This is a genomic window from Virgisporangium aliadipatigenens, assembly GCF_016863615.1.
Lineage (GTDB): Bacteria > Actinomycetota > Actinomycetes > Mycobacteriales > Micromonosporaceae > Virgisporangium > Virgisporangium aliadipatigenens.
The window spans coordinates 1-18,843 of record NZ_BOPF01000036.1; the positions used below are offsets into that span (position 1 = coordinate 1).

18 protein-coding genes are annotated in these 18,843 nt (G+C 73.9%); 4 read left to right on the forward strand and 14 right to left on the reverse strand.

The annotated features are described in order from the left end of the window. The first annotated feature begins 80 nt into the window (after positions 1 to 80). Positions 81 to 719 carry a response regulator transcription factor gene (locus Val02_RS36360; protein ID WP_239153608.1) on the forward strand — a complete coding sequence of 213 codons (639 nt, stop codon included), beginning with the start codon at positions 81 to 83 and terminating at the stop codon, positions 717 to 719. Here Val02_RS36360 and Val02_RS36365 read toward each other — a convergent pair. Next, positions 708 to 1,877 carry an FAD-dependent monooxygenase gene (locus Val02_RS36365; protein WP_203903849.1) on the reverse strand — a complete coding sequence of 390 codons (1,170 nt, stop codon included), beginning with the start codon at positions 1,875 to 1,877 and terminating at the stop codon, positions 708 to 710. The two genes, Val02_RS36360 and Val02_RS36365, sit on opposite strands and share 12 nt — an antisense overlap. A 60-nt stretch (positions 1,878 to 1,937) precedes the next feature. Here Val02_RS36365 and Val02_RS36370 point away from each other — a divergent pair, with 60 nt between their 5' ends. After that, the gene (locus Val02_RS36370) at positions 1,938 to 2,471 is read left to right on the forward strand and encodes a TetR/AcrR family transcriptional regulator (protein ID WP_203903850.1); all 534 of its coding nucleotides are present in this window, start codon (positions 1,938 to 1,940) and stop codon (positions 2,469 to 2,471) included. A gap of 16 nt (positions 2,472 to 2,487) precedes the next feature. Here Val02_RS36370 and Val02_RS36375 read toward each other — a convergent pair whose 3' ends face one another. The 3 genes from Val02_RS36375 to Val02_RS36385 are packed head-to-tail and all read right to left on the reverse strand — an operon-like array spanning position 2,488 to position 4,936. Then, positions 2,488 to 3,444 carry an acyl-ACP desaturase gene (locus tag Val02_RS36375; RefSeq protein ID WP_203903851.1) on the reverse strand — a complete coding sequence of 319 codons (957 nt, stop codon included), beginning with the start codon at positions 3,442 to 3,444 and terminating at the stop codon, positions 2,488 to 2,490. 44 nt (positions 3,445 to 3,488) lie between these two features. Next, complete coding sequence (locus Val02_RS36380) at positions 3,489 to 4,217, reverse strand: lysophospholipid acyltransferase family protein (RefSeq protein WP_203903852.1); 729 nt, start codon at positions 4,215 to 4,217, stop codon at positions 3,489 to 3,491. Positions 4,218 to 4,237: 20 nt separating this feature from the next. Next, positions 4,238 to 4,936: a L,D-transpeptidase family protein gene (locus Val02_RS36385; RefSeq protein WP_203903853.1), complete on the reverse strand. Its 699-nt coding sequence runs from the start codon at positions 4,934 to 4,936 to the stop codon at positions 4,238 to 4,240. 74 nt (positions 4,937 to 5,010) lie between these two features. Between Val02_RS36385 and Val02_RS36390 the strand changes: the two genes are divergently transcribed. Further along, a complete protein-coding gene (locus tag Val02_RS36390) occupies positions 5,011 to 5,775 on the forward strand; it encodes a M15 family metallopeptidase (protein WP_203903854.1) in 765 nt (254 codons plus the stop codon). Positions 5,776 to 5,813: 38 nt separating this feature from the next. Here the strand turns inward: Val02_RS36390 and Val02_RS36395 are convergent, their stop codons facing one another. Then, positions 5,814 to 6,560, reverse strand: coding sequence for a hypothetical protein (locus tag Val02_RS36395; protein ID WP_203903855.1), 747 nt, complete (start codon positions 6,558 to 6,560; stop codon positions 5,814 to 5,816). Then, entirely contained in the window at positions 6,557 to 7,711 is a 1,155-nt protein-coding gene (locus Val02_RS36400; protein WP_203903856.1) for an MFS transporter, read from the reverse strand. The genes Val02_RS36395 and Val02_RS36400 overlap by 4 nt, the downstream gene beginning before the upstream one ends. Before the next feature lie 95 nt (positions 7,712 to 7,806). On the opposite strand from Val02_RS36400, the gene Val02_RS36405 reads away from it, so the two are divergent. Continuing rightward, a complete protein-coding gene (locus Val02_RS36405) occupies positions 7,807 to 8,358 on the forward strand; it encodes a hypothetical protein (RefSeq protein WP_203903857.1) in 552 nt (183 codons plus the stop codon). Here the strand turns inward: Val02_RS36405 and Val02_RS36410 are convergent. The 8 genes from Val02_RS36410 to Val02_RS36445 all read right to left on the reverse strand — a co-directional run bounded on the left by Val02_RS36410 (position 8,343) and on the right by Val02_RS36445 (position 18,723). Next, complete coding sequence (locus Val02_RS36410) at positions 8,343 to 8,897, reverse strand: DinB family protein (protein ID WP_203903858.1); 555 nt, start codon at positions 8,895 to 8,897, stop codon at positions 8,343 to 8,345. The two genes, Val02_RS36405 and Val02_RS36410, sit on opposite strands and share 16 nt — an antisense overlap. A gap of 10 nt (positions 8,898 to 8,907) precedes the next feature. Continuing rightward, positions 8,908 to 9,849, reverse strand: a complete 942-nt coding sequence (locus tag Val02_RS36415) for an NAD-dependent epimerase/dehydratase family protein (protein WP_239153609.1) — start codon at positions 9,847 to 9,849, stop codon at positions 8,908 to 8,910. A 5-nt stretch (positions 9,850 to 9,854) separates the two neighbouring features. After that, the gene (locus Val02_RS36420) at positions 9,855 to 11,003 is read right to left on the reverse strand and encodes a cytochrome P450 (RefSeq protein ID WP_203903860.1); all 1,149 of its coding nucleotides are present in this window, start codon (positions 11,001 to 11,003) and stop codon (positions 9,855 to 9,857) included. Continuing rightward, the gene (locus Val02_RS47800) at positions 11,000 to 12,772 is read right to left on the reverse strand and encodes a YhjD/YihY/BrkB family envelope integrity protein (protein WP_239153610.1); all 1,773 of its coding nucleotides are present in this window, start codon (positions 12,770 to 12,772) and stop codon (positions 11,000 to 11,002) included. Before Val02_RS47800 ends, Val02_RS36420 begins: the two co-directional genes overlap by 4 nt. Next, complete coding sequence (locus Val02_RS36430) at positions 12,765 to 14,294, reverse strand: AMP-binding protein (protein ID WP_203903861.1); 1,530 nt, start codon at positions 14,292 to 14,294, stop codon at positions 12,765 to 12,767. The genes Val02_RS47800 and Val02_RS36430 overlap by 8 nt, the downstream gene beginning before the upstream one ends. Continuing rightward, a complete protein-coding gene (locus Val02_RS36435; RefSeq protein WP_203903862.1) occupies positions 14,294 to 15,031 on the reverse strand; it encodes a glycosyltransferase family 2 protein in 738 nt (245 codons plus the stop codon). Before Val02_RS36435 ends, Val02_RS36430 begins: the two co-directional genes overlap by 1 nt. Beyond that, entirely contained in the window at positions 15,028 to 16,032 is a 1,005-nt protein-coding gene (locus tag Val02_RS36440) for a 3-oxoacyl-ACP synthase III family protein (protein WP_203903863.1), read from the reverse strand. The genes Val02_RS36435 and Val02_RS36440 overlap by 4 nt, the downstream gene beginning before the upstream one ends. A 66-nt stretch (positions 16,033 to 16,098) precedes the next feature. Then, positions 16,099 to 18,723 (reverse strand): FtsK/SpoIIIE domain-containing protein, encoded by a 2,625-nt coding sequence (locus Val02_RS36445; protein ID WP_203903864.1) that lies wholly within the window; start codon positions 18,721 to 18,723, stop codon positions 16,099 to 16,101. Between the last annotated feature and the right edge of the window lie 120 nt (positions 18,724 to 18,843).

An 18,843-nucleotide genomic window follows, 5' to 3' on the forward strand; every position in this document is an offset into this window, starting at 1 on the left:
CTGAGCGCGTGCATGGCACGGCGCCTGGACCGGAGGGAAGCCGCCGTGGGGCGGAGCCGTGCACTTGCGCGGGAAACACTGTGCGGGTGATCCTCGCGGAGGACGGGGTTCTTCTGCGGGAGGGGTTGGCCGGGCTGTTGCAGCGCTTCGGGCACGCCGTCGTGGCGGCCGTCGGCGACGTGCCGGGGCTGCTGGCGGCCGTCGCGGCGGATCCGCCGGACATCGTGGTGACCGACGTGCGGATGCCGCCGACGTTCACCGACGAGGGGCTGCGGGCGGCGATCGCGCTGCGCCGGAGCACACCCGGCCTGCCGGTGCTGGTGCTGAGCCAGTACGTCGAGCAGACCTACGCGGCCGAACTGCTGGAGGACAGCACCGGCGGCACGGGCTATCTGCTCAAGGACCGCATCGGCGACGTGACGGAGTTCGCCGACGCGGTGGAACGGGTCGCCAAGGGCCACACGGTGGTGGACCCGGAGGTGGTCCGCCAACTGTTGGCGCGGCGCCGGGCACCCCTGCAGCGGCTGAGCCCCCGCGAGCGGGAGGTGCTGGGCCTGATGGCGGAGGGGCGTTCGAACGCCGCCATCGCCCGCGCGATGACCGTGACGGAGGCGGCGGTCGCCAAGCACATCGGCAGCCTGCTCACCAAGCTCGACCTGCCGCCCGACGAGAACGACCACCGCCGCGTCCGGGCGGTCCTGGCGTTCCTACGCGGGTAGCGCCAGCCCGTCGAGCATGGCGGCCGGCCCACCCCCGAACGACGTGAGCCGCCGCCGCACCGGCCCGGGCAGGCGCGGCAGCACGCGCATGACCTGCGCCGACGCCCAAACCTGGGCGCCGTTGCGGGGCACGATCGTGTTGAGGACGGCCGGCCCGATCCGCTGGGCGTGGCGCACCGGTTCCCTCAGGGCGTCCTCGTAGCGCGACAGCGCGGCGGGGATGTCGCCGCCGGTGCCCAGGTGGGAGGCGAGCAGGAACGCGCCGGCGACCGCGAGGCTGGTGCCGCCGCCGACGGCCGGCCCCGGGGAGTAGCCCGCGTCGCCGGCCAGCGTCACCCGGCCGCGGGACCAGGTGTCCATGCGGATCTGGCTGATGTCGTCGAAGTAGAAGTCGTCGGCGGCGTCGAGGTGTTCGAGGATGCGGGCGACGTGCGGGTCGGGCGCCGGCCCGATCAGGGCACGGAGGCCGGCGCGGTCCCGGTCGACGGAGGCGGCGCTGCGGATGAGCACCAGCACCCGCGTGCGGCCGGGCACCAGCGTGGGGTACGCGGTGACGGCCAGGTCGGGAGCCGCGAACGCGGTCACCGTCGGCGCGGTGCCGAAGATGTCCGGCACGGAGAAGACGGCCAGGTAGGCGCCGAGGAAGTGCCGGTACTGCCGCTCCGGGCCGAACACCAGGGAACGCACGCCGGAGTGCAGCCCGTCGGCGCCGACGACCAGGTCGGCCGCCACGGTGGAACCGTCGGAGAGCGTGGCCGTCGTGCCGTCCAGGGCGGAGATCATCGTGCCGAACCGGTAGTCGACGTCGTCGCGGGTCGCCTCGTGCACGATGCCGGCCAGTTCGCCGCGCATGATCTCGACGTGCTTGTCGGCGACGCCGGCGACCAGTTCGCTCGTGGCGAGCCGAACGGGCTTCCCGCCGCCGGGCCGGTACAGGGACATGGAGTCGTTGCGGGTGCTGGCGGCGGTGACCCGTTCGAGCAGGCCCATCCGCTGGATCACGTCGACGGCGGGGCCGAACAGGTCGACCGCGTGGCCGCCGTCGCCGACCCGTGCGGTGGCCGTGCGTTCCACCACGGTGACCCGCCAGCCGTGGCGGCGCAGCCAGTGGGCGAGAACGGGCCCGGCGACGCTGGCCCCGGAGATGAGCGCGTGCATGGCGGTCCTCCGTTCGTTTACCTTCCGGTAAGTAAACCAGCGCGGCCGTAAAATCGCCAGGTGCCGAGACCCAGGACGACCGAGACGGCGGACCGGATCCGCGCGGCGGCGCTCGAACTGATCGCCGAGAAGGGCGTCCAGCAAACGAGCCTGCGCGAGATCGCCGAGCGGGTCGGCATCACCAAACCCGCGCTGTACTACCACTTCGCCTCGCGCGAGGAACTGGTCCGCAGCCTCGTGCGGCCGCTCATCGACGACGTCGAGGCGATGCTGGCGGCCGCCGACGCGGAGTCGGGCCCCCGCGCGCTGCTGGGCGCCTACTTCGACGTGACCTACCGCAACCGCCACATCACCCAGATGATCATGCGCGACCTGAGCGTGCTGGCCCTGGTCGACCTGACGACGGCGGTCGCCACCTGGCGCGGGCGGCTGGTGGAGTTGCTGATCGGCAAGGACCCGACCCTGGCCCAGCAGGCCCGCGCCTGGATGGCGATCGGCGGCATGGACGACTGCACCGCCGGCTTCCGCGACGTCCCGAAAGAAGCCCTCCGCGAGGCAGTGCTCGACGCCGCGCTCGCCACCCTCGGCCGCTGAAGTGTGAGTGCGGCTGTTACACCTGGGGAAGGATCTTGCCGCGCTCGGCGGCCTTGGCGCGCATCGCGTCGCGGCGCTCGGTGAAGCGCGACGCCGCCTTGTCCAGGTCGGACATGAAGTTGGCCAGCTCGGTCCGGGCGGCCTCGCCCTCGGCGGAGAGGTCGTCGCGCTCGAACACCCGCACCTGGCGCAGCACCGGGCTGAGGACGTCGTCGTGGTGCAGCCGCAGGTCGTAGACGCCGGCCTTGGCGATCTCGACGGACTTGCGGGTGAACCCCTCGATCCCGTGCCCCGGCATCTGGAACGTCTTCACGACCTCGAGGATCGTCTTCATCGTCTCGTTGGGCGCCAGCTCGAACGCCGCGCTGAGCACGTTGCGGTAGAAGAGCATGTGCAGGTTCTCGTCGTTGGCGACCTTTGCCAGCAGGGCCTCGCACAGCGGGTCGCCGGAGAGCTTGCCGGTGTTGCGGTGCGACACGCGCGTCGCCAGCTCCTGGAACGACACGTACGCCACGGAGCCGATCACGCCGTCGTACGAGTTGCTGAAGCCCTCCTCCATGTGGCGCATGCGGGCGCGTTCGAGGGCGACCGGGTCGACGGCGCGGGTGGCGAGCAGGTAGTCGCGGATGGCGATGCCGTGCCGCCCCTCCTCGGCGGTCCACCGGTGCACCCAGGTGCCCCACGCGCCGTCGCGCCCGAACGTGGTCGCGATCTCGTGGTGGTAGCTGGGCAGGTTGTCCTCGGTGAGGAGGTTGACGATCAGGGACGTGCGGGCGACGTCACTGATCTTCGACTGGCTCTCGTCCCACGCCTCGCCGCCGAGGAACCCGTCGAAGTTGGTGCCGTCGCTCCACGGCACGTACTCGTGCGGGAACCACTCCTTCGCCACCGACAGGTGCCGGTTGACGTTCTGCTCGACGACGGGCTCGAGCTCGCGCAGCAGCGTGACGGTGTCGGTCGGCTCAGCGGTCATGAAACCTACGGTAGCGTAAGTTACGGTGCCGTATCCAGACCCGCTCAGTCGTCCGTGCCAGTGACCTGGGTCTCTGGCGCCGGGGCCGTACCGCCGAGGTGAGCGGGCAGCCACCAACGGTCGTCCTCGCCCTTCGGCTGGTCCGGATACTCCCGCTGGGCCCGGTCGAGCAGGTTGTGCATGCGCGTCTGGAGTTCGGTGGTCAGCTCGCGCATGTCGTCCTTGCGGCTCGGGCGCATCGGCTCGCCCGCGATGACCGTGATCGGGATGTGCCGCTTGGTCAGCTCCGGCTTGCGGCCCTTGCCCGCGAGGCGCTGACCGCCCCAGACCGTCATCGGGATCAGCGGCGTCCCGGTCGCGATCGCCATGCGCACCGCGCCGCTCTTGATCTCCTTCACCACGAACGTCTGGCTCGTCGTCGCCTCCGGGAACACCCCGACGAGTTCGCCCTCCTTGAGGTAGCGCAACGACTCCTTGTAGGAGGCGAGGCCGGCGTCCCGGTCGACCGAGATGTGGTGCATGCCGCGCATCAGCGGCCCGGCGAACCGGTTCGCGAAGATCTCCTTCTTCGCCATGAACCGCACCACCCGCTTCACCGGCAGCGCCGCGAACCCGGTGAAGATGAAGTCCAGATAGCTCACATGGGTGGCGGCCAGCACCGCGCCGCCCTCCTGCGGAATGTGTTCCGCGCCCTCGACCGAGATCTTCAGGTCGATCAGCTTGAACCAGGTCCGCAGACCGGCGATGACGGGCGGGTACACGAAGTCACGCATGGCACAAAGGTAAGGCCAGGTCAGTAGCGACCCAACTGGGAGGTGGGCGCCATCACGATGCGTGGCGACGCCGCCGGGTCGAGCCAGGTGAGCACCCGCACGAGATCACCGCGGGCGACCGCGACGCATCCGGCCGTCCCGCGGCCCACCGATTCGTGCAGGAAGATGCCGCTGCCGCGGGGCGGGTCGGCGACCGTCACGGGCGTGTTGTAGTCGATCACCGCGAAGTGGGTGTACTGCGGGCTGATCGTCCACAGCGCCTCGCTGGCACCGCCCGGGTCCGGCCCGTGCACGAACTGGTTGTAGCCGGGCGAGGCCGGGTTCTCGTTCCACCAGTCGCCCTCGACCAGCCGGTGGTAGCGGTGGCGGACGCCCGGGTCCGGCGCGATGCCGTACATCGTGCCGCCGATCGGATACACGCCCGTCGGGGTCGCGCCGTCACCCTCGACCTTGCGGTCGCGGAAACCGTTGACCCCCAGCTTCGCGGGTATCGCACCGCCCGTCGCCCGCCAGGAGTTATCGCTTCTCTGGAACGTCTCGAGCACCGCGTCCGCCACCCCGAAAGCCGCGGCATGCACGATGATCACCTGGCTCGTGGCCGGCGGGAGGGTCCTGAGGCGGCTCGCGAGATTGTCCTCTCCCGCCGCCGCGGCGACGCGCGGAACCGATCCCGCCGCCAACGCCACCAGGGTCACGAGCACCCGTCCGAAGGGTCCCACAAAGCCCACGCTAGCCGGGGTGAACCCGGCTCGTGCGGCCATCGGGGCAGGTCAGGGGCGGGTATGGTCCAGGCGTGCGGGTGAGACTGCTGTGCGTGAGCGCCGTGCTGCTCACGGGGTGCGGGGCCGCTGCTCCCACGGTCTCCGCTTCCACAGCCGCTTCCGCTACGGCCGCTTCCGCTACGGCCGCTTCCGCTGCGGCTTCTTCTCTCGCGGCGCGCCCGCTGGAGTCGGTGGCCTCTCCGGCTTCGGCTTCCGCGCTGCCCGCGCCGTCCGACTTCACCGTCGTGGAGACGGCGGTGACCGCGGCGGACCTGCCGCACAGCTGGCGCGACGGCTGCCCGGTCGGCCCGGCCGATCTGCGCCGGCTCGAGCTGAGCCACTGGGGGTTCGACGGGCGGGCGCGCACCGGGATCCTGATCGTGCACCGGGACGCGGCCGGCGACCTGCGCTCCGTCTTCGCGGCGCTGTGGCGGGAGAAGTTCCCGATCCGGCTGCTGCGCCCGGTGGACGAGTACGGCGGCAGCGACGACGACTCGATGGCGGCCGACAACACGTCGGCGTTCAACTGTCGCAACGCCGTGAGCACCGGGCCGCCGCGCTGGTCCGCACACGCCTACGGCCGGGCCGTCGACGTGAACCCGGTCGAGAACCCGTACCTGATCTCCGGCCGCGTGCTCCCGCCGGCCGGGGCGCAGTACACCGACCGCGCGAACGTGCGCCCCGGGATGGCGGTCGCCGGAGGGCCCCTGGTGCGGGCGTTCGAGGCGGTGGGGTGGACCTGGGGAGGGCGCTGGTCCGCGCCGGACTACCAACACTTCAGCCAGAACGGCCGCTGACCCCTCCGCCGGCGCTTCCGGTCACCCGTCGGCGGAAGCTAGCTGCCCAGCCCGGTCGTGAACGGCGGCGCCGGCAGGGTCAGGCGGTCGTGCAGCTCCGCCAGGGAGGCGCGGGCCGACTCGCTCAGCCCCTCGGCACGCAGCGCCTCGCCGATCGCGCCCCGCCAGCGGTCGAGCGTCGTGGCGCCCACCGTCATCGTCAGGTGGGCCTGCTCCTGCGGGCCCGGGCGGCTGTGGCCGGGCGGCGGCGCCTGGAACGCGTGCCGGGTCTCGTTGAAGATGCTCAGGTGCGGCGCGGCCGGGCGTGCCGGGGGCGGTGACGGGGGACCCGGGTGCGCGTGCGGGCCGTGGCCCTGATGCGGGACGTGCGGCGCGTGGACGGCGTGCTGCCCGGCCGGCACGCCGTCGGCGTAGGTGTACGGGTCGGCCTGGGGCGCCGGGGCGGGGCCGCCGTACGGGTGGTGCCCGGGCGAGTGGGGGTGGCCGGAGGCGGCGAAGGGTGCGGGTGCGCCGCCGTACGGGTGGTGGCCGGGCGAATAGGGGTGGCCGGACGCGGCCAACGGCGGCGGTGGGCCGGTGGGCGCCGCGTGCTGCGGCCAGGGCGCCGGCTCCCCGCCGGGGTGTGCGGCGTCGGTGGGGGGTGGGACGGCGGCCTCGACGCGGTTCGGGGTGGGGCGGGTGAGTGGTGTGTCGCCGGGGGTTCCGCTCGCGCGCAGCGCGTCGGCGTAGCGCCACAGGTCGGCACAGGTGGTGCCGTCCAGGTCGAAGCTGAGCCGGGTGGTCATCGTTCGATTCTGCTCGGTGCGGGCCAGGTCCGCAGGGCCAGTGCCGTCGCGGCCGTGACCGCCAGGCCGCCGGCTCCGGCGGACACCAGTGTGAGCGCCGCCGACGTGCCGTCCAGCAGGACCGCCCCGGCCAGGTACGAGAGGGCCGCCGCCACCCCGACGGCGCCGTACAGGTTGCCGAACGCCCGGCCCAGCAGATGGTCCGGCACGAGCCGTTGCAGCGCCGTGTTCGTGCCGACGTCCATGGCCGCGATGCCCGCCCCGCGCACCGCCTGCGCCGCGAACGCCGCCCCGAACACCGCCGCCGCCGCGCCGGTCAGCAGGTTGCCGAGGCTGTTCACGGCGAAGCCGGTGAGGATCAGCAGGCGGGGTCCCCACGCCGTGCCGAAGCGGCCCAGCAGCGCGTACCCGAGCAGCAGCCCCACGCCGGTGGCGCCCAGGAGAAGACCGGCTCGCGGGCCCGTTCCGCCGAGCACGACCAGGGCCACGTCGTCGACCCCGTTGAACGCCACCACCCCGCAGAACCCGAGCACCACCGTCCGGAGCACCGGCGTGCGCAGCAGATGTCCCAGGCCCGCCCGGGCGTCCGTGAGGAGACCGGCGGATCGGGGTGCTGACGACGTTCCCTCGAGAAAGACGAGGAGAAGGGCGGAGAGCAGGAAGGAGACGGCGTCGACGGCGAGAACGCCTCGGGTATGGATGAACGGCAGCAGCCCGGCGGCGAGGAACGGGCCCGCGACCTCGGCCGCGTTGGTGGCCAGGCCCAGCGTGGAGTTGGCGGCCGGCAGCTCCGCGTCCGGCACGAGCGCCGGCAGCACCGCCCGCGACGCCGGCAGGAACACCTGCGCCGCCACCGCGCGCACCGCCACCAGCACCAGCAGCCACGGCAACGCCGGCAGCGTCAGCGCGAGGGCGCCGACCGCGGCGGCCTGGACCAGTTCGCAGGCGATCATCACCCGCCGCCGGTCGAACCGGTCCGCCACCGCACCGGTCAACGGCCCGAGCAGCGCCGGCGCGAAGTCGCCCACGAGCAGCAGCACCGCCACCGCGAGCGCCTGGCCCGTGGTGGACGCCACGTGCAGCATCAGCGCCACCAGGCTCAACGAGTCGCCGGCCACCGACAGCGCCCGTGCGGCCACCAGGTACTTCACCCGCGCAGGGTGGCACAGTCTCCACCCGGGGGTGGAGGCATTTCTCCGCCACGGAACGATGTGCGGCGATGCGGGCGGCCCCTACCGTGCTCGGTATGAGCCAGCCGCGCCGTTCCGTAATCCCCGAGGTGTTGACCGCCGTCGCAGCCACCGTCGGCGCGGTCGGACTGATCGCGGGGGTCTGCTTCGTCCTCTACCGGTGGGGGCCGGATCTCGACTGGGACGAGATCAAGCACTTCTGGACCTGGGACCCGGGGCTGTGGGTCACCCTGATCTTCAAGCTGAAGATTCTCAAGGTGATCCTGGTGCTGGTGGGCGTCGTCGGGTTCATGGCCGTGCGCATCTCGGCCAAGTTGAGGGAACGTCGTGAGCGCGACACGACCCTCTCCGCACCGCCGGTGTTCGGGCCGCCTGATCCGTCCACTCTGTCCACTGTGGACGCCCCGTCGGCCGCGCCGGCGGCCCCCGTGGTGGATCCGACGGTGCCGGCCACCGTGCTCGACGGCGACCGGCCGGCGGCCTTACCTCGGGGGGTTCCCGGGCTGCGTGTCGAGGGCGCCTCGGTGGTGTCGCCGGAGCTGCCGTTCATCTCGCCGGCCGCCGCTGCCTGGCCTGCTCCGGACGCCTCGCCTCAGCGGGATCGGTAGAGGTCGCGCAGCAGCAGGATCTCGGCGCCGTGGTGGATCACCTCGCGGCTGATGTGCACCACCAGCGCCGCCAGCGGGTGCTTGGCGTACGGCCCCTCGGCCGGGCCGCAGGGGCGTTCGAGGCCCTCCTCGCCGAGCCCGCGCACGCCGGCGACCCAGCGTTCGTAGCCGTCGTCGAGCTGCTGCAGCGCCTCCTTGGCCGTCCCCGCGTAGGCGAACGTGGGGTACCGGATGTCGGGGCCGTCGAAGTGGTTGGCGGTGCGTTCGCCCAGGACGCCGACGATGAGGTGCGCCAGGCGCCACGCGATGGTGGTCACCGGCGGCGGCGTCGGCTCCGGCGTGACGAAGTCGACCGTGAAGTCCTTGTCCCCGATCGCGAACCGCGGGTCGGTGACGCCGCGCGGGCGGACGCTCCAGGCGTTCGGCGCCGGCTCCCAGAAGTACTCGTCGTCGTCCAGCCCGTTGAGGCGGGGCCGCAGGTGGAACTCCCAGTGCCAGGTGAGCTGTTCCAGGAGCAGCGGGTTCCATTCGATCGTCATGGGTTCGACGCTAGACCTCATCGCGGACAGGTTCGGTCCGCAGGAAATCTTCGAGATCCCACGTGGGGTGGAATCCCTGCGCCGCGGCGCGGGTCGTGTCGAGGACGACGCCGTGTGCCACCTGTTCGACCGAGTAGCGGGTGAGCAGGGAGTTTCTGCTCAGGTGGGCCGCCGCAGCGGCCGCCGCCGTGGCCAGTGCGACGGGGACGTGGACGATTCTGACGCTGGTGCCGAGAGCGCGGCGGATCGCGTCGTCGCGGCGGTAGGGGCGGGCGTCGGCGATGTTGTAAGCCCCGGGCGGCCAGGGACCCCGTGGGGTCATGGCGTCGGTGGGGTTGTCGTGCGCGGTGTCGGTGGGGCAGAGGGCGGCCAGGCAGGCGGCGGCGAGGTTCTCCACGGCCGTGAGGCTGAGTGTGGTGTCGGGCCCCGGCAGGAGCAGGACGCCGCCGCGCACCGCCGACCGCAGGCGGGGCAGCAGGTGCGGGTCGCCCGGGCCGTACACGGCGCGGGGGCGCAGCACGACCGCCCCGGCCGCGAGTGCGAGCGCCTCGCCGGCGGCCTTCGTGCGGCCGTAGGCGGTGCGCTGCCCTTCGACCGGGTGCTCCTCGGGGATCGGTGCGCCCGCCGCCGGGGCGTACACGCTGGCGCTGGAGACGTGGACGAGCGGCCGCCCGCCGAGGGCGTCGAGCAGCCGGGCGGTGCCGTCGACGTTGACCGCGCGGAAGGCCCGTTCGGCGGCGCGGCCGGGTGGCGGGTCACCGACGGCGGCCGCCAGATGCACCACCGCGTCGGCGCCGTCCAGCCGGGGAGCATCCTGGGCGGCGTCCCACGGCACGTGCCGGCCGACCGGACCGGGCCGCCGGCCGAGACAGCGCACCTCCCAACCGGCTACGACGGCCGCCCGCGCGACGGCGGCCCCGCAGAAGCCGCTGGCGCCCGTGACGGCCAGCACCCGCCTCACCGTGTCCGCCGGACGTCCAATGTGGACCATCCGGGGAGCGCGGCCCGCCGGTCCGGCCGAGCGCGCACCACCACCGGCCGGAACGGCGCCAGCGCGGCCAGCACCTCCGCCAGTTGCACCCGGGCCAGCCGCGCTCCCGGACAGGCGTGCGCGCCCGCTCCGAACACCAGCTGCGTGACCCCGGCGGGTGCGGGCGCCACGGGATCCGGCCCCCTCTCGTGGCCCTGAGCGGCGTGCCGCGCCACCAGCACGAGCCGTTCGCCGCGCCGGACCCGCCGACCGCCGACGGCGGCCCGAGCGGCCGCCACCCGGGGCAGAACGGGCGTCGGCGCGAGCACCCGCAGCAGTTCGTCCACAAGGGACGGTCGGGTGACCGGATCCTCGGCGAACGGCCACAGCCCGTCGTCGGCGCACCAGGCGACGGCCCGGGGGATCGCGGCCACCATCGTGTTCACGGCGGCGACGGCCAGCATCGCGCCCCGCTCGTCCCCGGTCAGTGTCACCAGTCGGCGCGCCGCTTCCCCGGCCCGCCGCTTGCGCCCCGGCAGCCCGACGCCCGGAACGTGTGCCCGCGCGGCAGCGGCGGCCGCCTCCCGCGCGGCGCGGGCGAGCGCGGGCCCGTCGACGCCGACCCCGAGGAGCGCGGCGGCCCCGCACCCCGCCACGTCGGCGGCGAGCCCGACGACGTCGAGAACCCCCGCCGATCTTGCAGTTGTGGCGCCCGGGTTGCCCCGTCCGGGGGTGGAATGTCCCCGCCGCAACTGCAAGATCGCCGAGGGCGATGGGCCCGTCGCGCGCGCCGGGCCCATCGCCGCCAGCAGAGCCGTGTGGCGGGTGAGGGCCGCTCGCCAACCGGAATCGTCGCCGCCCACCGCCGCTCGGCGGGAGGCGCGGTGCGACGGGCCCTCCTCGTCGAAGACGACCCCGCCGCCACCGGTCAGCTCGCGGGCCGTCCCGCCCGTCGTTCCGCCGGCCGTGCGGTCCAGCGGCACCGCCGTCAACGCGTGCCGGTACTCCTGCGTGCCGTGCACGAGCAGCGTGCGGCCGATGCGCACGACCGGCGCCCGGCGGGTGGCGCTGACGAGCCCGAACAGCACCGGATGCGACGCCAGGTACACCCACCGGTCCCGGGTGCGCGCCCTCACGAGCCGGCCCGCACGTGCACCGCGGACTCGTCGGCGGGGCGGTACCGGCGGTCCCAGTGCCACAGCAGCGTGCGCCGCGGACCCCAGGCGCGCAGCCGGCGCAGGCTCGACTGGACGGTCATCCGTTCGGCGCGGACGATGCGGTCGCTGACCCGGCGGGCCCGGTTGAGGAACTCCACGTCCTCGGCACCGGCCAGCAGCGGCGTGTGCGTCATGCCGCCGCTGCGCGTGTACAGGTCCGCGGTCATCGCGAGGTTGTGGCCGTGGCAGAGCACATAAGGCGACAGATACTCGCGCGAACGCAGTTCCGGGCGCAGCTTCCCGAACAGCCCCGCGAGGCGCACCGCCGCCGGGTACAGGAAGCGTTCGGCGAGCGAGGGATGCTCGTCGCGGCGCGGGATGCTGCGGCCGCAGGCGAGTTCGGCGCCGTCGGCGAGAACGGCCTTGGCGCGGGCCGTCCAGTCGGGTGCCGGAACGCAGTCCGCGTCGGTGCGGGCCAGCAGCACGGCCCCGTGGGCGATGGCGTACCGGCAGCCGGTGTCGGCCGCCGCACCGGGGCCGCGTTCGGGTTCGTGCAGAACGACCAGCGGCACCGGGTAGTCCTCGGCGAAGCCGCGCACCACCGCCACCGTGTCGTCCGTCGAACCGTTGTCGACCACGACGAGCGAGAAGTCCTTGTCGTGCTGGTTCGCCAGGGCCTGCAACGCGGCACCGATCGTGGCCGCCTCGTTGAACGCCGGCACCACTATCCACAGTGGACCGTGCGGGATCGCGGAGGCGGGCACCGGTTCGGTCCCGGAGGTGGAGGCCCACGCGGCGGCCCGCAGCAGGATCCGGCAGCCGAAGTTGCACCACACGAGCACACCGACGACGGCCCCGGCCGAGCGGTACACCGTCTCGTGCAGCATCGACGCCGCCCCGAAGTACGGCCCGGCCGCGACGGTCAGCAGGTGCAGCCCCACCGCCGCGCCCGCGCCGGCCCGCGTCGCCGCCGCCCATGTCGGTCGCCCCGGCCCGCGCCACGAGCAGCGCACCATCGCCGCCGCGAGCAGCACCGTCACGACGGGCAGGCTCAGCAGGACACCCCACCAGCTGCCGCCGGACGCCAGCGCCGTGACGACCGTCGCGACCGCGAGCAGCACGAGCAGACCCGTTCCGAGGAACGCGTCCCGCCCGGCGTCGCGGACCGGATTGCCGCTCCCGGCGGGCTGTCCGCACATGGCCCGGATACCGGTGCGCAGGGCGCGGATCAGCCGCAGCGAACCCCACATGAGCGCACCGACGAGCGCCAACCGCAGCCCGAGCGGCCCCGGCCGCAGGTCGTCCACGGCGGCGGCGACGTGCTGCGGCAGCACCAGCCCGGCCGAACGGTGCAACACCGACGCCACCGTGCGGCTGCTGACGCCGAGCGCCGAGAGCACCAGCGTCGCCAGCGCCACGAACGGCGCCGCACTGATCAGCAGCGCGTACGTGAGGGCACCGGCGAGCGCGTCCCCGTTGGCGGAGGCGTACCGCTCGTGCATGACGCGCACCCGCTGCCAGATCCGCCGGTGCCGCCGAACCGTCGGCACGGCCTCCTCGCCGGCCACGCGGGTACCGCCGCCGGCGGCGCGCACCGCGTCGGTGCGGCCGTTTTCCGGTGTGCCCGTGGGATCGGCGTGCGCTATGTCGTCGGTGCGGCCGGTGTCCGGCGTCGTGGGCGCGCGATCGAGGGCCGGCGTCGCGGCGCTGCGGTCGATGTCGGCGGTCGGCGTCGGGCGTTCAGCCACGGCTTCTCTTCCCTGCGAGTGCGGCGGCGGCCAGCTCGGCGGCGGCGCGGCGGTCGGGCTTGCGCGAACGGCCGCTCACCGGCACCGGCGCGAAGAGCACCCGGTCCGGCCGGGCGGCACCCATCCGTTCCAGCGGTGCGGTCAGGGCGGCCCGCACCCGGTTGCGGTCGGCGTGCGGCTGCGTCTCGACGACGGCCACCAGCCGCTCGTCCCCGTCGCCGGCCGGCACGCCCACCAGCAGCGCGAGGCTCACCCCAGGAACGTGCAGCGCGGGCTCGTACAGCCCCGGATAGATGTTCTCGGCGTGGCGCAGGATCATGTCCTTGCGTCGGCCGGCCAACACGATCCGGCCGTCCTGGATGCGGGCCGCGTCGCCGGTGCGCACCACACCCGTGGGTTCCTCGCCGAGGTAGCGGTCGGCGGCGGACGGGCCGGCGAGGAGGAGTTCGCCGTCGTCGAGCGTGGCGGTGACGCCGGGCAGCGGTGCGCCCACGAGGTCCCCGTCGCCGGTGAAGTCGGCCTTCTCGGCGGCCTCGACGGCGGCGGCCGGGAAGAGTTCGGTCAGCGCGTACACCCCGAACGCCCGCGCCGCCCCGGCCCCGCGCACCCGGCCCAGCAGCGCGGCACTGACCGGCGCCGATCCACTGTAGACAGTGCCGCCCGGGAAGTACCCGCCCGCGTCGAGGAACGCCCGCAGCTGCGGCGGGGTCAGGTAGGTTGCCTGCGGCCACGCCCGCGCGACCTGGCGCACCAGCCGCTTGGGCGAACGCGACGGCAGCGACACCGGCGCGCCGGCCGCCAGCGCCGGCAGGATGACGAAGAACATGCCGCCCACGACGGTGTCGCCCGGCACGGGCTCGACCAGCGCGGTGACGGCACGCATCCCGGCGTCGAGGCTCGCCCGGGTGTGCACCACGGCGCGCGGCCTGCTCGTCGTGCCGGAGGTGAAGATGATGACCGCGTCGCCGTCCAGGTCGCGCGGTGCCGGTGCCTCACCGGGCCGGCGTGGCGCCAGCACCGGCGCGCACCCCGGCACCCACCGCCCGATCGTCCGCACCCGACGGCCGTGCGCACCGTCCACATCGGACACCCGGCCCGCGGAAGGGGATGCGAGTGCCGCGAGGTCCGGCAGTGCCAGCCCCGCGCGACGCGCCAACGGCCGCGCCCACCCGGCGACCGCCTGCGCCGCCGCGTCCGCCAGGATCTTGGCCGGCCGCGCGACAGCGAGCCGCGCCGCCAGCACGTCGGGCCCGGCCGACGGGTCGAGCACCGCGACCCGCAGCCCGAGCCGATGCGCGGCCAGCATGATCGCCAGCGCCCGCGGCCCCGGCCGTACGGCGACCCCGACGGTGTCCCCTGTGGACAGTCCACTGTGGTGCATGGCGGCCGCGTAACCGGCCGCCAGTTCGGCGAGTTCGCCGCGGCGGATGCGGGTGACGGGTGCGCCGCGCAGGTTGGTGCCGAGCAGGGCGGGACGGTCGGGATGCGAGTGTCCCAGCCGGTGGGCGAGTTCGGCGAGCATCAGCGGGGGTCCGGCGTGAGGCCGCCGCTGCCGCGGTCCAGGTACCAGCGCGCCGAACGGAGCAGTCCGTAGGCGCGCAGCCGCCGGGTCGAGTTTTCCACGACCATGTCGCCGCGCCGCACCACCAGGGACGTGCACCGGCGCACCCGGTTGAGGAACGTGCGATCCGTGGGAGAGGGGCGCCGGGGCATGCCGCCGCACGCCTCGTACAGCGCCGCCGTGATGGCCATGTTGTTGCCGGCGTGCATCCGGTACGGCGCCAGGTATCCCGCGCCGTGGTGCGCCGGCCGCAGCCTTCCGAACAGCGTCGCCACCGCCACCACGACCGCGAACAGCGCACGCCCCACGGGCCCGTGTTCGTCGCGCCGGGCGGTGATCCGGCCGCACACCATGCCGGCCCCGGACAACAGGGCGGAACGGGCCGCCGCCACCCAGTCCGCACGGGGCAGGCAGTCGGCGTCGGTGCGCGCGAGCAGGGTCGCTCCGTTGGCAATGGCGTGCCGGAATCCCGTGTCCACGGCGCTTCCCACCCCCTTCTCCGGTTCCACCATCAAATGGACCGGCATCGGCGCCCGCGCGGCGAACGCCCGGATCACCGACGTGGTCGCGTCGGTGGAGTTGTTGTCCACGACCAGCAGCGTGAAGTCGAGGTCGGTCTGCGCGGCCAACGCCTCCAGGGTCTGCGAGATCCGCGCGCTCTCGTTGTACGCGGGCACGATCACCCACAGGCTGGTCATGACCGCTCCCAGGCCATTGTCATCACCGAGACACCCCCGCCGAGGCCGATCATCAGGACCCGGTCCCCGGGCGCGAGGCCGGACCACACCCGCGCCAGCTGGACCCCGAGGGTCGCGCTGGCGAGATTCCCGTGGTCTACGACCGTGACCTCCAGCTTTTCCGGGGGAACGCCCGTGACCTCGACGAACCTGTCCAGAAACGGCCGGGTCACCTGGTGCACGAGCACCCGCGCGTAGCCGGACCAGTCGAGGCCGGTGCGGTAGCGCACGCGATCCAGGATCTCCGTGCCGATCTTCTCGAACACGCCGCGCAGCGCCCTGCCGTCACCGGCGAAGTAGCTGTGCTCGTCCCCGCGCGGATGCCGGGAACCCCCGCCGGGGATGCCGCCGACGCTCCAGTGCTGCGAACGGTTCTCGGTGTCGACGTCGAGGATCCCGCCGCGCGGCACCGCCTCCACGACCACGGCCGCCCCGCCGTCCCCGAACGTGTAGCCGGCGAACGCCTCCCGCGCCTGCCGCAGCGACTCGAGCCGGGGCCGCATCACCCGCGTCGGGGTCTCCCCGGTGCACACGAGCACCCGACGCGCACGCCCCGCGAGCACGAACGCCCGCGCCGCGTCGATGCCGTTCAGGAAACTGTTGCACGCGTTGGTGACATCCATGGCGTGGGCGCGGGAGCCGAGCGCCGCCTGGACGATGTGCGCGGTGGCCGGTTCGACCATGTCGCGGCTGGCCGAGGCGAACAGCAGCAGGTCGACGTCGAGCGGATCGAGTTCGGCGTCGGCCAGGGCCTGGCGGGCGGCCCGCACCGCAAGTGTCGAGGCGTACTCCCCGGGTGCCGCGACCCGGCGGTGCGTGATGCCGCTCATCGAGGCGAACAGCCTGCGCGGTAGCGCGAGGCGGCTCTCCCGTTCGACCCGTTTCTGCAGGTCGTCGGTGGTGAGCACGGCGTCGGGCAGGTACGCGCCGGCGGCGGTGATACCCACGCGGAGATCGTTCATGGAGTCAGCATCCGACAGGCAGGTCAGCGGGCACCTGAGTACCCTCGCCCACGCGCGGCCGGGATGCTACTCAGACGTCGCGGTACCCGGGCGAACAAACGGCACGATCAGGGACATCCGGTTGTCGTGCCGGTCGACGAGAAGCGCGCGGTTGGGGCGGGCCGTCCACTCCACCGTGTAGTCGCCGAGCGCGGCCGCGAGGTCGTTCGACGGAATGTTGAGCGCGACCAGGCACGCGACGTCCTCCACTCCGGCGGGCCCGGTGATGTCCTCGGTGAACCGGCGCACGGCCCGCCACCAGCCGATCACGTGGACCCCGGCGGCGGCCCCGCTGCGCAGCAGCGTGCGCAGGTCGTCGTGGCCGGTGCGGTAGGTCGTCGGGTGGGTCTGCGCCAGCACGGTCCCGGCCGCGTCGGCGCCGAAGATCACCACGTAGGTGGGGGAGGGCGCGTCGCGCGGGTCGGCCTTCGCGACGGCCGCCGCGAGCATGCCGAGGTGGCCGCGCAGGCCGTTGGTGTCGACGACGTCGACCTGGTGCCCGGCCTGGTGCAGCGCGTCGGCGGTGGCGTCGGCGGCCTCGTCCGCGGCGGCGACCAGCGGCGCCAGCAGGAAGTTGGCCGAGCCGGGGTCGTGCTGCTTGGCCAGCGACAGGGCGGCGGCGTGCAGGATGTCGGCGGCGACCGTGCTGGTGCCCAGGACGGCCAGGTGCCGCCCGGGCGAGGAGTCGAACGTGAACGCGGCCGTCGACAGCCCCACGTCGACGGTGCGCCCGACCATGGCCTGCCGGCGCCGCACCTTGGACGTGACGCGCTTGTACAGCGGGTCGTCGTCGAGGTGCTGGGCGGCGTACCCGGCGAACACGGCGGGCGGGGCACTGCCGGGCAGCCGCGCCTCCCACAACCTGTGCCGCTGGGTGCTGACGGCGGCGGCCACCGCGTCGGGGAAGCGCACCAGCGCGTTGGCCGCCTTGACGCCGGCCGCGTGGTTGACCACGGCGGTGCCGACGGGCAGGTTGTCGGCGGCGGAGTTGAGGCTGTCGAGCACGCCGCTGCCGCCGGCGAGCGCCACCCGCACGGGGAACTGCCCGAAGATCGACTCGTTCTTGGTGAAGAGCGCCTCGACACCGGAGATCGTCTGCGAGGCGAGGATCAGGTGGATGCCGTACGAACGGCCCTTGCGCGCGATCTCCTCCAGCGCCGCGGCGGCCTGCGCGGCGAGCCGGTCGTTGGGGGTGAACAGCACGTGGAACTCGTCGATGACGGCCACCAGGCGGGGCATGGCGATGTCCGGCCGGCCGGCACGCAGGTCCGCGATGCGGGTGACGCCGGCCTGCTTCAGTTCGATCGCGCGGCGCGACATCTCCCGGGCCAACGCCTTCAGCACGGCCAGCCCGTACTCCCGGTCGGACTCGATACCGACGGTGCGCGCGTGCGGCACCCACGACTTGTCCACGGCGGTCGGCGTGAACTCCGCGAACGACACGCCCTCCTTGAAGTCGAGCAGGTACAGCCCCAACTCGTCCGGGCTGTAGCGGGAGGCGAGCCCGTACAGCACGTCGAGCAGGAACACCGTCTTGCCCGAGCCGGTGCGCCCGCCGACCAGCCAGTGCGGGGTGGCGTCGTCGAGCGCGAGGGTGAAGTACTGCCGCTGTTCGCGGCCGACGACGGTGCGCAGGCCGGTGGCCGAGGACTCCGCCCACAGCTCCTCGGGCATGAGGCCCGCGAAGTCCACGGCGCTCTGGCTGCGCGCCTCCCCGGCGATGCGCCGGCACACCGTCTCGATGAGCCCGTCGACCGGCGCCGGCGTGAGGGTCACGGGCGCGCCGAGTCCCCTGCCGTCCCGGCTGAACGCCTCGGGCCCGGCCGGGTCGGAGATCCGGAACGCGTCGCCTTCGGAGGTGAGGAACGTCGTGTGGTCCAGCCGCGGCGGCCGGTCGTATCCGGCGGGTGCGGCCGGCGGATAGCCCGCGAGCAGCAGGTGCACCCGGGCGGCCGGCCCGGCGTGGGCGAGCGCGGCGAGCCGGGCCCAGTCGCCGGAACCGGCACCGACCGGCATGGCACCGACGGCCAGCACGCGGTACGGCAGGTCGACGGCACCGCCCTGAGCGGCCACGATCTGTCCCTCGGCCTCGTCCATCGCGCGGCGGAACCCGTCGACGTTGGTGACCGGCTTGCGCCACGCCTCGACGTCGACGAGCGTGCGGAACGGCCCGAACACCGCCCCGAGCGTGCCGCCGTCGACCGGGATCACCTGCACGGCGCCGCCGGGCAGGGCGGCCATGGTGCGCAGCAGGGTCGCGCGCAGCCACGCCGTGACGCGCGGGTCGCGGGCGTCGGCGTCGATCGCGATGTGCCCCCCGCCGAGGAACGGCACCAGCGCCGGGAACGCGGCGTCCGGCACCGGGTGCGCGGTGCCGACGCGCAGCAGCATCGGCCGGTCCATGGCGGCGTCGGCGCCGAGCGGCCGGTGGGCGACGGTGTTGTCGAGGTCGGCGCCGAGCCAGCCGGGCGCGAGCGTGGGCGCCACCCGGGCCAGTCGCGCCGCGAGTTCCCGTTGCGCCTCGATCGAGCCGGGCAGGCTCCTCTTCTGGGAACCGTTGGTGGCGAGTTCCACCCGTGCGGCCTCGGTATGGGCGGCCGCTTCGCGGTGCAGCTGGACCGCCTTGTTGAACAACGACGCCGCCGACGCCACAGGCCTCACTCCTCGGTACAGGTGTCCCTCTCGACCCTACGGCAGGCCGGCGATCGGCGACGGGCGTGACACCACGCCGGCCGACGTCGTGGTGGCCGTCGATGGTTACACCGTGCGGCA

Excerpts from the sequence above, each read along its gene's own strand:
- Val02_RS36365 (WP_203903849.1), bottom strand. The coding sequence starts at position 1,877 with ATGCACGCGCTCATCTCCGGGGCCAGCGTCGCCGGGCCCGTTCTCGCC.
- Val02_RS36375 (WP_203903851.1), bottom strand. The coding sequence starts at position 3,444 with ATGACCGCTGAGCCGACCGACACCGTCACGCTGCTGCGCGAGCTCGAG.
- Val02_RS36380 (WP_203903852.1), bottom strand. The coding sequence starts at position 4,217 with ATGCGTGACTTCGTGTACCCGCCCGTCATCGCCGGTCTGCGGACCTGG.
- Val02_RS36395 (WP_203903855.1), bottom strand. The coding sequence starts at position 6,560 with ATGACCACCCGGCTCAGCTTCGACCTGGACGGCACCACCTGTGCCGAC.
- Val02_RS36405 (WP_203903857.1), top strand. The coding sequence starts at position 7,807 with ATGAGCCAGCCGCGCCGTTCCGTAATCCCCGAGGTGTTGACCGCCGTC.
- Val02_RS36410 (WP_203903858.1), bottom strand. The coding sequence starts at position 8,897 with ATGACGATCGAATGGAACCCGCTGCTCCTGGAACAGCTCACCTGGCAC.
- Val02_RS36430 (WP_203903861.1), bottom strand. The coding sequence starts at position 14,294 with ATGCTCGCCGAACTCGCCCACCGGCTGGGACACTCGCATCCCGACCGT.
- Val02_RS36435 (WP_203903862.1), bottom strand. The coding sequence starts at position 15,031 with ATGACCAGCCTGTGGGTGATCGTGCCCGCGTACAACGAGAGCGCGCGG.
- Val02_RS36440 (WP_203903863.1), bottom strand. The coding sequence starts at position 16,032 with ATGAACGATCTCCGCGTGGGTATCACCGCCGCCGGCGCGTACCTGCCC.